Source organism: Klebsiella sp. V115_8 (genome assembly GCF_029967715.1).
GTDB classification, from domain to species: domain Bacteria; phylum Pseudomonadota; class Gammaproteobacteria; order Enterobacterales; family Enterobacteriaceae; genus Klebsiella; species Klebsiella quasipneumoniae.
In genome coordinates this window covers 136,945-147,880 of the sequence record NZ_JASCAR010000001.1, presented here as the reverse complement: position 1 = coordinate 147,880, position 10,936 = coordinate 136,945, and the positions used below count along the sequence as shown (strand labels likewise).

Genomic DNA, 10,936 nt, shown 5'->3' with positions numbered 1-10,936 from the left:
TGACATGGCTGAATTAAGGTAAGCAGGGGGAAATTCCTTTCATAATTAGGTAAAAACCATGAATGACTTACTTGATGAAATTGACCGGGCGATACTCGCTTGCCTGACTCAGGACGCCAGAGTCTCGTTGAAGGTATTGAGCGCGCGGGTGGGGCTGACCTCGCCGAGCACAGCCGAGCGGGTGAAGCGCCTGGAGGAGCGGGGGGTGATCCAGGGCTATGGGGCGCGGGTGAATCTTGCCGCGCTGGGCTACAGCCTGCAGGCGCTGGTGCGGGTCCGGCCGCTGCCTGGTCTGCTGCAGAAGGTGGATAAATATATCCAGGCGATGCCGGAGTGCATCGAAAGTGACAAAGTGACCGGAGAGGATTGTTTCGTGATGCGACTGGTGGTGCGTGATATTGCCCAACTGGATACGCTGCTTGACGGCCTGGCTGAATTTGCTCAGTGCAATACCTCGGTGGTGAAAAGTTCGCCGGTGAAGAGACGACTGCCCCCGCTGTGAGTTTCCCGGAGGCGGCGCGGCGCACCAGTCCGGGGCGCCGGTCGGCACCACCTGTAGCCTCGCTAAGCGAAGCGCGAGCGAGGAGGTAGCAGTACAGGTGGTTGCAGAGAGCGCGAGAATGGTGGGGGAAGGATAACTCGGCGCTAAAGCGCCTCGCCCTTCGGGCCGTTGCCTGCGGCAACGTTCTCTCGCTACGCTCGAGTCGAACCTTGGTCGAAACTTCTCATCCTCCCCCGTAGGGGAGAATATAGCATGTAGCCTCGCTAAGCGAAGCGCGAGCGAGGAGATAGCAGCACAGGTGGCTGAAGAGAGTGCAACAGTAGTGGGGGAAGGATGACTCGGCGCTAAAGCGCCTCGCCCTTCGGGCCGTTGCTTGCGGCAACGTTCTCTCGCTACGCTCGAGTCGAACCTTAGTCGAAGCTTCTCATCCTTCCCCGTGGGGCAGAATATAGAGTATCGCAAGTGAAGTAAGTTGGGTAATACATGAAGAGATGGTGGTGGGGGAAGGATTCGAACCTTCGAAGTCGATGACGGCAGATTTACAGTCTGCTCCCTTTGGCCGCTCGGGAACCCCACCAGGGGTAAAATCAAATTGTAGGCTATTCAGCAAAGTGAATGGTGGTGGGGGAAGGATAACTCGTCGCTATCGCTCCTCGCCCTTCGGGCCGTTGCCTGCGGCAACGTTCTCTCGCTGGCGCTCGAGTCGAACCTTAGTCGAAGGTTCTTACCCTTCCCGCTAAGTGCAAACATCGTTTACGCCTGCCGGGAAAACCCTATCACTGTAGTGAATAATGGTGGTGGGGGAAGGATTCGAACCTTCGAAGTCGATGACGGCAGATTTACAGTCTGCTCCCTTTGGCCGCTCGGGAACCCCACCACGGGGTAATGCTTAGTACTGGCCTGCTTCCTTCTCGGGAAGCGGGGCGCATCATACCAAATGATGCGCCCCTGTAAAGCATTCCTTTGACAAAAATAAACTGGTTGCCTGATTTTTACCCGTAACGCCGGAAAGCTAACCAATTCATTTCTCAGTCGATTAAAGAATAATCGTCCGGTTACCGTAGACGAAGACGCGCTGCGCCAGGACCTGATACAGCGCCCGGCTCAATACGTTTTTTTCGACATCGCGCCCGGCACGCATCATATCTTCTGCGGTATAAGTATGATCGACGTGAATGACGTCCTGCATAATGATGGGACCTTCGTCCAGGTTATCATTCACGTAGTGGGCGGTGGCGCCGATGATCTTCACACCGCGCTCATAGGCCTGATGATACGGACGCGCGCCGATAAACGCCGGCAGGAACGAGTGGTGAATATTAATGATCTTGTTCGGGAAACGAGCGACAAATTCCGGCGTAAGAACGCGCATATACTTGGCCAGCACCACGTAATCCGGTTCGTGGGCGGCAATCGCGTCGCCCATCTGCTTGTCGTGCTCTTCGCGGCTCAGCCCTTCATGGCTGACCAGTTCAAACGGGATGCCAAAACGTTCCACCAGCGGGCGCAGGGTGTCATGGTTGCCAATAACCGCGGCAATGTCGACATCCAGCCCGCCGTAGTTGGCTTTCATCAGCAGATCGCCGAGGCAGTGCGCCTCTTTCGTCACCAGAATCACTACCCGGCGGCGGCCTGCCGGATTGAGTTCACGAATCGAGCCTTCCGGCAGGGCGCTGTCCAGATCGGCCAGCAGAATAGCGTCGTTGAAGATGCCTTCCAGTTCGGTGCGCATAAAGAAACGACCGGTACGGTGGTCAACAAATTCGTTGTTCTGCACAATGTTAAGTTCGTGCTTGTAGCAGATATTGGTGATACGCGCGATGAGGCCTTTCTGATCAGGGCAAATAGTGCGTAGTACTTTACGTTGTAATGAATGCATCGCGAGGAAAATCCTGTAGTGTTTGCAAGCGCTGCGGTAGCGTTACTGGCCGCAGCATTTTTTAAATTTTTTACCTGAACCGCAAGGGCAGGGGTCGTTACGGCCAATCAGCGGCCGTGTCCCGTCGATATAGTACCACTGTCCATTTTCTTTTAAGAATCTGGAACGTTCAATAATGGCGCCCGGGCGGTTATTGTCATTAAAGCGGGCGATAAAGCTGACAAAGCCTTCATTGGCGGCTCGTCCATCATCGCTGGCGAACAGGGTTAAACCCAGCCATTCGGTGTGGGCAAAGCCTTTCTCCAGTTCGGCGCGAAACTGCTGCGCCTGACAGGACGGATGCCAGGTTTTGATCAGATAGTCGGCATCTTTCATGACGAACGCGCTGTAACGGGAGCGCATAAGCTGTGACGGGCCTGGCGCAAGCTCAGCGCCGGACAGATATCGCTGGCAACATGAGCTATACTCCAGTGCGCTGCCACAGGGGCATAATTGCGACAAAATTGCCTCCATGGAAGAAAGAGTAACGGCGCTTCTACGCCAAAGGGCTTTATGTTAACTGAGCCGTGACAATGTTGCCACGCTCAGAGTGGAAGGATAGTTATCAGTACTAATGAGAAAGCTTAAAATTGGTCTGGCGTTAGGTGCGGGCGCCGCCCGCGGATGGTCGCATATTGGCGTCATCAACGCCCTCCAGCAGGCCGGCATTGAGATTGATATCGTGGCCGGTTGCTCTATCGGTTCGCTGGTAGGGGCGGCGTATGCCTGTAACCGACTCCCGGCCCTTGAGTCCTGGGTCTGCTCTTTCAGTAACTGGGACGTTCTGAAACTGATGGACCTCTCCTGGCGCCGCGGTGGACTACTGCGGGGTGAAAAGGTGTTCAATCATTATCGCCGCATCATGCCCGTGACCGATATCGAACACTGCGAACGGCGATTTGCCGCCGTCGCGACAAATTTAAGCACTGGCCGGGAGCTGTGGTTTACCGAAGGCGATCTGCACTTAGCGATTCGAGCCTCCTGCAGTATGCCGGGGTTAATGTCGCCGGTCAGGCATAACGGTTACTGGCTGGTCGATGGCGCGGTGGTCAATCCGGTTCCCGTATCGCTTACGCGGGCAATGGGGGCGGATATCGTGATTGCCGTGGATTTGCAACATGATGCCCACCTTATGCAGCAGGATTTATTCTCCCTCGAAACGCCGCGGCGGGAAGCCGAAGCGAAGGAGGGGCCATGGCATACTCGTCTGCGCGCACGCTTGACGCAAATGAGTTCCCGCCGTACGGCCGTGACGCCGACGGCGATGGAGATCATGACCACCTCTATCCAGGTCCTGGAGAACCGTCTTAAACGCAATCGTATGGCGGGTGACCCGCCGGATATCCTGTTGCAACCGTACTGTCCGCAAGTCTCGACGCTTGATTTCCATCGCGCCGGCGAGGCGATTACCGCAGGGCAGTTGGCGGTAGAAAAGAAAATGGATGAATTATTACCCTTAGTGCGTACCGCGATTTAACGCACGAGTACCTGACTTAAGCAAATTCTGACAGGCGATAGTGAGAATAGCGTGCCACTATTGAATTATCGTCAGCCAGGGGAGATATCATGACGCAGCCATTGGCGGGAAAACAGATTCTGATAGTTGAAGACGAACCCGTTTTCCGCTCACTCTTGCATGGATGGCTGACCTCGCTGGGAGCAACAACCTTCCAGGCGGAAGATGGCAAGGATGCCCTGCATAAAATGACGGAGGTGCATCCGGACCTGATGATTTGCGACATTTCGATGCCGAGAATGAACGGTCTGGAGCTGGTGGAGACGTTGCGTAATCGCGGCGAGCAGCTACCGATCCTGATGATTTCCGCTACCGAAAACATGGCCGATATAGCCAAAGCGTTGCGGCTTGGCGTTCAGGACGTGTTGTTAAAGCCAGTAAAAGATTTCGATCGCCTGCGCGAAACCGTTTATGCCTGCCTCTATCCTGCGATGTTCAGTTCACGGGTGGAAGAGGAAGAGCGTTTATTTGAGGACTGGGACGCGCTGGTCAGTAATCCCACTGCGGCTTCACGATTACTGCAGGAATTACAGCCGCCGGTGCAACAGGAAATGTCGCACTGCCGCATTCATTATCGCCAGCTGGTGTCGGCGGATAAACCCGGTCTGGTACTCGATATCGCGCCGCTCTCGGACAATGATTTGGCCTTCTATTGTCTGGATGTCACACGGGCAGGAGATAATGGCGTCCTGGCCGCTTTATTATTGCGCGCGTTGTTCAATGGCTTGCTACAGGAGCAGCTGGCGCATCAGGGACAACGGCTACCAGAAATGGGGAGTCTGCTAAAACAGGTGAATCAGCTCCTGCGTCAGGCAAACCTTCCCGGCCAGTTTCCTTTGTTAGTGGGGTATTACCACAGCGGACTGAAAAATTTAATTCTGGTGTCGGCGGGACTTAATGGCACGCTGAATACCGGTGAGCATCAAATTCAGATTAGCAATGGCGTTCCTTTAGGCACCCTGGGTGATGCTTACCTTAATCAAATTAGTCAACGCTGTACCTCATGGCAGTGCCAAATTTGGGGGGCGGGAGGCCGTTTACGCTTAATGTTGTCTGCGGAGTGAGCAATTGCGTTTATATCTAAGCAGACGGGATTACCCGTTGTCCTTTAGCGGTGGTAACATCGAGCAGTTTTATGCGTAAAAGTCCTAATTCGAGGCTATCGGAAGCTTTTCAGACCAGTGAATACGCGGTTGACTGATATACTCGACACGTTATTTGTAACGAGAAGTTTAAAAAACAAACAGTCCAGGAGATTTCAATGGCTGCCCTTAATTCTAAAGTCAGAAAAGCGGTTATCCCGGTTGCGGGATTAGGCACCAGGATGCTGCCGGCCACCAAAGCGATTCCAAAAGAAATGCTGCCGCTGGTAGATAAGCCGTTAATTCAGTATGTTGTTAATGAATGTATCGCTGCAGGAATTACTGAAATTGTTCTGGTAACGCACTCGTCCAAAAACTCTATCGAAAACCATTTCGATACCAGTTTTGAGCTGGAAGCGATGCTGGAAAAACGTGTGAAACGCCAGCTGCTGGAAGAAGTGCAGTCTATTTGTCCGCCGCACGTAACCATTATGCAAGTTCGTCAGGGCCTGGCAAAAGGTCTGGGACACGCGGTACTTTGCGCCCATCCGGTGGTGGGTGATGAGCCGGTCGCAGTTATTCTGCCAGACGTTATTCTGGATGAATATGAATCCGATCTGAGCCGCGATAACCTCGCAGAGATGATCTCTCGTTTCGATGAGACCGGCGCCAGCCAGATTATGGTTGAGCCTGTCGACGACGTGACCGCTTACGGTGTCGTTGACTGCAAAGGTGAATCTCTCAAGCCGGGAGAAAGCGTGCCGATGGTAGGCGTGGTCGAGAAGCCAAAAGCTGACGTCGCGCCGTCCAACCTGGCGGTGGTGGGGCGCTATGTCCTCAGCGCCGATATCTGGCCGCTGCTGGCGAAGACTCCTCCGGGTGCCGGTGATGAAATTCAGCTGACTGACGCGATTGATATGCTGATCGAAAAAGAGACGGTCGAAGCTTATCATATGAAAGGCAAGAGCCATGACTGCGGTAATAAGCTTGGCTACATGCAGGCGTTCGTCGAATATGGTATTCGCCACAAAACGCTGGGTGACGATTTTAAAGCCTGGCTGGAAACCGCGGTTGCTAAGTAATCCGCAGCGCTGCTGAAAGCACAAAACCGGGAGTCGCAGATGCGCTCCCGGTTTTTTATATCGGCCCCTGGGGGCAAAAAAAATCCCGCCGCAGCGGGATTTTTTATATCGTAACAACGGAGATTAGATCAGGAAATCGTCCAGTGATTTACCTTGCTCATCCATTGCTTTTTTGATCACCGCCGGGGTACGGCCCTGGCCGGTCCAGGTTTTGGTTTCGCCGTTTTCGTCGACATAGCTGTATTTAGCCGGACGTGCAGCACGCTTGGTTTTGGTACCGGCTTTAACGGCTGCCATGGTGCTCAGCAGTTCATTCGGATCAATACCGTCAGCGATCAGCATTTCACGATATTGCTGCAGCTTACGCGTACGTTCTTCAATTTCTGCCGCGGCGGCGTTTTCTTCTTCACGGCGCTCGTTAACAACGACTTCTAATTTTTCCAGCATTTCTTCGAGCGTTTCCAGGGTGCATTCTCTTGCCTGCGCACGAAGAGTACGGATGTTGTTCAAAATTTTAAGTGCTTCGCTCATTGTAGTAATCTCAAACTTATATTGTGGGGTGGTTTGTTGAACTAATAATAGAGCGATAAAATGCGTTGTGCAATAGGGGGGAATGTAAGGAATTCAAAATTACTGGTTATTTGTCGCGAGAATTAATTAATTTAAGTTAAAATTCCCGTGCCGCTTCACATCTTTCATCCTTATAGCGATGAGCAGAAGGTAAGCTAAAACACTGAGACGGTATGCTTTTTCTGAGGTTCGGTGAGAAAAATTATCCTTTACATGGGTAAATAACCCTCGTCAGTATTAGCGCATTTTTGGTTATGAGGCTTAATATAAAACAACGCGCGGCGCCGCTTATAGCCCCATAGGTAACCGCCCTATAAGCACGAAAAGACAATGGTTACCCCGCCAGTAGCGTAACGAGGCGTACAAATAATGGCCCTGAAAATTCAATTCATCCTCTTAATCCTTTGGCTTTGCAGGCTCTTCAGCTGCGATACAATACCCCTGTCGAATGGGCGGCTGTACGCATAAAATATGGTACAATCGCCGCCGCGATAAAACACTTTGATTGGGGTCACGCAGCCGATGGCACAACTTTATTTCTACTACTCTGCAATGAATGCAGGTAAGTCGACCGCTCTGTTGCAATCTTCGTACAATTACCAGGAGCGGGGGATGCGTACCGTCGTTTATACCGCTGAGATTGATGACCGCTTTGGCGCCGGAAAAGTCAGCTCGCGTATCGGTCTCTCCTCGCCGGCCCGATTGTATAATCCACAGACGTCGCTATTTAACGATATTGCCGCAGAGCACAAGCTAAAGCCGATTCACTGCGTGCTGGTGGATGAAAGCCAGTTTCTGACGCGCGAGCAGGTTCATGAGCTGTCTGAAGTTGTCGATACGCTGGATATTCCTGTGCTTTGCTATGGCTTGCGGACAGACTTTCGCGGTGAGCTCTTTACCGGCAGCCAGTATTTACTGGCCTGGTCAGATAAGCTGGTGGAGCTGAAAACCATCTGTTTCTGCGGCCGGAAGGCCAGTATGGTGCTGCGCCTCGATCAGGAGGGGCGTCCTTACAACGAGGGCGAGCAGGTCGTCATCGGCGGCAATGAGCGGTACGTGTCAGTTTGTCGTAAGCATTATAAAGAGGCGCTGAGCGTCGGCTCGTTAACTCAGGTACAAAACCAGCACCGCCCCAGCTAATACGCGCAGAAGCTCGTCCAGGCGCCTGTGGGCGCCTTTTTATTGCCTGCGCTCCGTTGGGCTAGCAGGCGTTAAAGCTTGGCTGTCGGTGGGCAAAAAAAAGCCCCGTCAGATGACGGGGCTTGCAGAACGTTTATGCTTGTCGATTAAGCGGATTTTTTCGCTTTTTTCTCAGCTTTCACCGGAGCTGCTTCGGCTTTCGCGGCTGCTTCACCTTCGACGAACTCGCGACCGTAGTAGGTATCCAGCAGGATCTGTTTCAGCTCGGAGATCAGCGGGTAGCGCGGGTTAGCGCCGGTGCACTGGTCATCGAATGCATCTTCAGACAGCTTATCAACGTGGGCCAGGAAGTCAGCCTCCTGAACGCCAGCTTCGCGGATAGATTTCGGAATACCCAGCTCAGCTTTCACGCTTTCCAGCCATGCCAGCAGCTTCTCGATTTTCGCTGCGGTACGGTCGCCCGGTGCGGAGAGACCCAGGTGATCGGCGATTTCAGCGTAGCGACGACGAGCCTGCGGACGGTCGTACTGGCTGAACGCGGTCTGCTTGGTCGGGTTGTCATTCGCGTTGTAGCGGATAACGTTGCAGATCAGCAGGGCGTTGGCCAGACCGTGCGGAATATGGAACTGGGAACCCAGTTTGTGCGCCATGGAGTGACACACGCCGAGGAAGGCGTTAGCAAACGCGATACCGGCGATGGTGGCGGCACTGTGTACGCGCTCGCGGGCAACCGGGTTCTTGGAACCTTCGTGGTAGGAAGCCGGCAGGTACTCTTTCAGCAGTTTCAGCGCCTGCAGAGCCTGGCCGTCAGAGAACTCAGAAGCCAGCACGGAAACGTAAGCTTCCAGGGCGTGGGTCACGGCATCCAGACCACCGAACGCACACAGCGATTTCGGCATATCCATCACCAGGTTGGCATCGACGATGGCCATATCCGGGGTCAGCGCGTAGTCTGCCAGCGGATATTTCTGACCTGTCGCATCATCGGTCACAACGGCGAACGGCGTAACTTCAGAACCGGTACCGGAGGTGGTAGTGATCGCCACCATCTTGGCTTTAACACCCATTTTCGGGAACTTGTAGATACGTTTACGGATGTCCATAAAGCGCAGCGCCAGTTCTTCGAAGTGGGTTTCCGGATGTTCGTACATGACCCACATGATTTTTGCCGCATCCATCGGGGAACCGCCGCCCAGCGCGATGATCACGTCTGGTTTAAAGGAGTTCGCCAGGTCGGCGCCTTTACGTACGATGGTCAGCGTCGGGTCAGCTTCAACTTCGAAGAAGACTTCAGTTTCAACACCCGCTGCTTTCAGTACGGAGGTGATCTGATCGGCATAGCCGTTGTTGAACAGGAAGCGGTCAGTCACGATCAGCGCGCGTTTGTGACCATCAGTAATCACTTCATCCAGTGCGATAGGCAGGGAGCCACGACGGAAGTAGATAGATTTCGGAAGTTTGTGCCACAACATGTTTTCAGCTCGCTTAGCAACGGTTTTCTTGTTGATCAGGTGTTTCGGACCAACGTTTTCAGAGATGGAGTTACCACCCCAGGAACCACAACCCAGAGTCAGGGAAGGAGCGAGTTTGAAGTTGTACAGGTCACCGATACCACCCTGAGAAGCCGGGGTGTTGATCAGGATACGCGCCGTTTTCATCATCTGGCCGAAGTAAGCCACGCGAGCCGGCTGGTTATCCTGGTCGGTGTACAGGCAAGAGGTATGACCGATACCGCCCATGGCGACCAGTTTTTCAGCTTTGGTCACGGCGTCTTCGAAATCTTTCGCACGGTACATCGCCAGCGTCGGAGACAGTTTTTCGTGAGCAAACGGCTCGCTTTCGTCAACGTCGGTGACTTCGCCAATCAGAATTTTAGTCGTGGCCGGTACGGTGAAGCCTGCCAGTTCAGCGATTTTCGCCGCAGGCTGACCAACGATAGCGGCGTTCAGCGCGCCATTTTTCAGGATAATGTCCTGAACGGCTTTCAGCTCTTTACCCTGCAGCAGGTAGCCGCCGTGGCTGGCGAAACGTTCGCGAACCGCGTCATAAACGGAATCAACCACCACAACGGACTGCTCAGAAGCACAGATAACGCCGTTATCGAAGGTTTTAGACATCAGAACGGAAGCAACGGCGCGTTTGATGTCAGCCGTTTCATCAATCACCACCGGGGTGTTACCGGCACCTACGCCGATAGCAGGTTTACCGGAGCTGTATGCTGCTTTCACCATGCCTGGACCACCGGTCGCAAGGATCAGGTTGATGTCCGGGTGGTGCATCAGGGCGTTAGACAGTTCAACAGACGGCTGATCGATCCAGCCAATCAGGTCTTTCGGCGCGCCGGCAGCGATGGCAGCCTGCAGGACGATGTCAGCCGCTTTGTTGGTGGCTTCTTTAGCACGCGGGTGCGGAGAGAAAATGATGGCGTTACGCGTCTTCAGGCTGATGAGCGATTTGAAGATGGCTGTTGAAGTCGGGTTAGTGGTCGGTACGATACCGCAGATGATGCCGATAGGTTCAGCGATAGTGATGGTACCAAAGGTGTCGTCTTCTGACAGGACGCCACAGGTTTTTTCGTCTTTATAAGCGTTGTAAATGTATTCGGAAGCGAAGTGGTTTTTGATCACTTTGTCTTCAACGATGCCCATGCCGGATTCGGCAACGGCCATTTTGGCGAGAGGGATTCGAGCATCTGCAGCGGCCAGCGCGGCGGCGCGGAAGATTTTGTCGACTTGTTCTTGAGTGAAACTGGCATATTCACGCTGGGCTTTCTTGACACGCTCAACAAGCGCGTTCAGTTCAGCGATATTAGTAACAGCCATAATGCTCTCCTGATAATGTTAAACTTTTTTAGTAAATCAGTCGCTCGATTCGACATTATAGACAGGCTGTAAACAGCTTGCATGTAAATGTTTATGTAGGAAAATCAGGACGCTGTTTTACCGATTTACTAAAAAAGCTTTCTCTTTTTAACTTTCAGGTACTGCTGCCTTCCACTCTGTTAGTGTCATCAAGATTACTCACTTCTGAGTACAAATTACGTGATTTAGATCAAGTATTGGCACTGCTGATACCTTTCAGCTGGCTGCTTTTTGACCGGTTCGATCAAGTGTAATGGGAGGGTTT

At 53.1% G+C, this 10,936-nt stretch carries 11 protein-coding genes, 2 tRNA genes and 3 other RNA genes; 6 read left to right on the top strand and 10 right to left on the bottom strand.

Annotated features, from left to right (window positions below; translation table 11 throughout):
- Positions 1 to 58: 58 nt before the first annotated feature.
- Complete coding sequence (locus QLG03_RS00745) at positions 59 to 502, top strand: Lrp/AsnC family transcriptional regulator (protein WP_023290130.1); 444 nt, start codon at positions 59 to 61, stop codon at positions 500 to 502.
- A 116-nt stretch (positions 503 to 618) separates the two neighbouring features.
- On the opposite strand, the gene QLG03_RS00740 is transcribed toward QLG03_RS00745, so the two are convergent.
- The 7 genes from QLG03_RS00740 to QLG03_RS00710 all read right to left on the bottom strand — a co-directional run bounded on the left by QLG03_RS00740 (position 619) and on the right by QLG03_RS00710 (position 2,882).
- A non-coding RNA gene (locus tag QLG03_RS00740) (RtT sRNA) lies at positions 619 to 750 on the bottom strand.
- A 69-nt stretch (positions 751 to 819) separates the two neighbouring features.
- Positions 820 to 951: non-coding RNA, RtT sRNA (locus QLG03_RS00735), on the bottom strand.
- 43 nt (positions 952 to 994) lie between these two features.
- A tRNA-Tyr gene (locus QLG03_RS00730) sits at positions 995 to 1,079 on the bottom strand.
- Positions 1,080 to 1,118: 39 nt separating this feature from the next.
- Positions 1,119 to 1,251, bottom strand: a non-coding RNA gene (locus tag QLG03_RS00725) — RtT sRNA.
- 43 nt (positions 1,252 to 1,294) lie between these two features.
- Positions 1,295 to 1,379: transfer RNA gene (locus tag QLG03_RS00720), tRNA-Tyr, on the bottom strand.
- Positions 1,380 to 1,538: 159 nt separating this feature from the next.
- Positions 1,539 to 2,381, bottom strand: coding sequence for a formyltetrahydrofolate deformylase (purU, locus tag QLG03_RS00715; protein ID WP_004203178.1), 843 nt, complete (start codon positions 2,379 to 2,381; stop codon positions 1,539 to 1,541).
- 42 nt (positions 2,382 to 2,423) lie between these two features.
- Positions 2,424 to 2,882, bottom strand: coding sequence for a YchJ family protein (locus tag QLG03_RS00710; RefSeq protein ID WP_032428898.1), 459 nt, complete (start codon positions 2,880 to 2,882; stop codon positions 2,424 to 2,426).
- 112 nt (positions 2,883 to 2,994) lie between these two features.
- Between QLG03_RS00710 and rssA the strand changes: the two genes are divergently transcribed.
- The 3 genes from rssA (at position 2,995) to galU (ending at position 6,100) form a co-directional block, all read left to right on the top strand.
- Entirely contained in the window at positions 2,995 to 3,897 is a 903-nt protein-coding gene (gene rssA, locus QLG03_RS00705) for a patatin-like phospholipase RssA (protein ID WP_004203175.1), read from the top strand.
- A gap of 89 nt (positions 3,898 to 3,986) precedes the next feature.
- Complete coding sequence (rssB, locus tag QLG03_RS00700) at positions 3,987 to 5,000, top strand: two-component system response regulator RssB (protein ID WP_032453277.1); 1,014 nt, start codon at positions 3,987 to 3,989, stop codon at positions 4,998 to 5,000.
- A 197-nt stretch (positions 5,001 to 5,197) separates the two neighbouring features.
- A complete protein-coding gene (galU, locus tag QLG03_RS00695; RefSeq protein WP_023290127.1) occupies positions 5,198 to 6,100 on the top strand; it encodes a UTP--glucose-1-phosphate uridylyltransferase GalU in 903 nt (300 codons plus the stop codon).
- 123 nt (positions 6,101 to 6,223) lie between these two features.
- On the opposite strand, the gene hns is transcribed toward galU, so the two are convergent.
- Positions 6,224 to 6,631, bottom strand: coding sequence for a histone-like nucleoid-structuring protein H-NS (gene hns / locus QLG03_RS00690; protein ID WP_002910103.1), 408 nt, complete (start codon positions 6,629 to 6,631; stop codon positions 6,224 to 6,226).
- 422 nt (positions 6,632 to 7,053) lie between these two features.
- The gene (locus QLG03_RS00685) at positions 7,054 to 7,185 is read right to left on the bottom strand and encodes a hypothetical protein (RefSeq protein WP_044523854.1); all 132 of its coding nucleotides are present in this window, start codon (positions 7,183 to 7,185) and stop codon (positions 7,054 to 7,056) included.
- 7 nt (positions 7,186 to 7,192) lie between these two features.
- Here QLG03_RS00685 and tdk point away from each other — a divergent pair, with 7 nt between their 5' ends.
- The gene (tdk, locus tag QLG03_RS00680) at positions 7,193 to 7,810 is read left to right on the top strand and encodes a thymidine kinase (protein WP_032429180.1); all 618 of its coding nucleotides are present in this window, start codon (positions 7,193 to 7,195) and stop codon (positions 7,808 to 7,810) included.
- 146 nt (positions 7,811 to 7,956) lie between these two features.
- Here tdk and adhE read toward each other — a convergent pair whose 3' ends face one another.
- Positions 7,957 to 10,632 (bottom strand): bifunctional acetaldehyde-CoA/alcohol dehydrogenase, encoded by a 2,676-nt coding sequence (gene adhE, locus QLG03_RS00675; protein ID WP_023290125.1) that lies wholly within the window; start codon positions 10,630 to 10,632, stop codon positions 7,957 to 7,959.
- 77 nt (positions 10,633 to 10,709) lie between these two features.
- Here adhE and QLG03_RS00670 point away from each other — a divergent pair, with 77 nt between their 5' ends.
- On the top strand, positions 10,710 to 10,925 hold the full coding sequence (locus tag QLG03_RS00670; protein ID WP_032428896.1) for a hypothetical protein: 216 nt from the start codon (positions 10,710 to 10,712) through the stop codon (positions 10,923 to 10,925).
- Positions 10,926 to 10,936 lie beyond the last annotated feature (11 nt).

Excerpts from the sequence above, each read along its gene's own strand:
- QLG03_RS00745 (WP_023290130.1), top strand. The coding sequence starts at position 59 with ATGAATGACTTACTTGATGAAATTGACCGGGCGATACTCGCTTGCCTG.
- purU (WP_004203178.1), bottom strand. The coding sequence starts at position 2,381 with ATGCATTCATTACAACGTAAAGTACTACGCACTATTTGCCCTGATCAG.
- rssA (WP_004203175.1), top strand. The coding sequence starts at position 2,995 with ATGAGAAAGCTTAAAATTGGTCTGGCGTTAGGTGCGGGCGCCGCCCGC.
- rssB (WP_032453277.1), top strand. The coding sequence starts at position 3,987 with ATGACGCAGCCATTGGCGGGAAAACAGATTCTGATAGTTGAAGACGAA.
- galU (WP_023290127.1), top strand. The coding sequence starts at position 5,198 with ATGGCTGCCCTTAATTCTAAAGTCAGAAAAGCGGTTATCCCGGTTGCG.
- hns (WP_002910103.1), bottom strand. The coding sequence starts at position 6,631 with ATGAGCGAAGCACTTAAAATTTTGAACAACATCCGTACTCTTCGTGCG.
- tdk (WP_032429180.1), top strand. The coding sequence starts at position 7,193 with ATGGCACAACTTTATTTCTACTACTCTGCAATGAATGCAGGTAAGTCG.
- adhE (WP_023290125.1), bottom strand. The coding sequence starts at position 10,632 with ATGGCTGTTACTAATATCGCTGAACTGAACGCGCTTGTTGAGCGTGTC.